Here is a 472-nt window from a genome sequence, read left to right on the forward strand (position 1 = left end):
CGTACCTCGACAGCACGGTTGCGATGAACATCAACCTGAAAACCGGGGTCATCTCGGGGATTGGTGCGGGCGATACTTACAACGGTATCGAAGTCGTCGCCGGCTCCAAATATAACGACACTTTCGTGGTCGATAGCCAGATGTCGGGCGTTGATGGCGGTGAGGGTTTTGATACGGTCGACTACTCGACATCGGCTGCCGGCGTGAACGTCGACATCCGTCCGGGCACCGGGCTGGCTGGCGTTGGTGGCGACTCGCAGGGCGTGACTCTGGCTAATGTCGAAAAAGTCATCGGTTCGGCGTTCAACGACAGTTTCACCACCGACGCCTACCTCTTCGCTACCTACGATGGTGGTGCGGGCGACGACACCTACTACGTCAACGGCGGTGGCGTAACGGTCATCGAGCAAGTCGGTGGCGGCAACGATGAAGTGCGCGTCAGCTACAGGGACCACACACTGGCGGCCAACGT

At 59.3% G+C, this 472-nt stretch carries 1 pseudogene; it reads left to right on the forward strand.

From position 1 onward, the window contains the following. Window positions 1-472: pseudogene (locus BK660_RS32735) on the forward strand (beta strand repeat-containing protein); the annotation flags it as partial.

It is taken from the genome of Pseudomonas brassicacearum (assembly GCF_003732265.1).
Classification (GTDB): domain Bacteria; phylum Pseudomonadota; class Gammaproteobacteria; order Pseudomonadales; family Pseudomonadaceae; genus Aquipseudomonas; species Aquipseudomonas brassicacearum_D.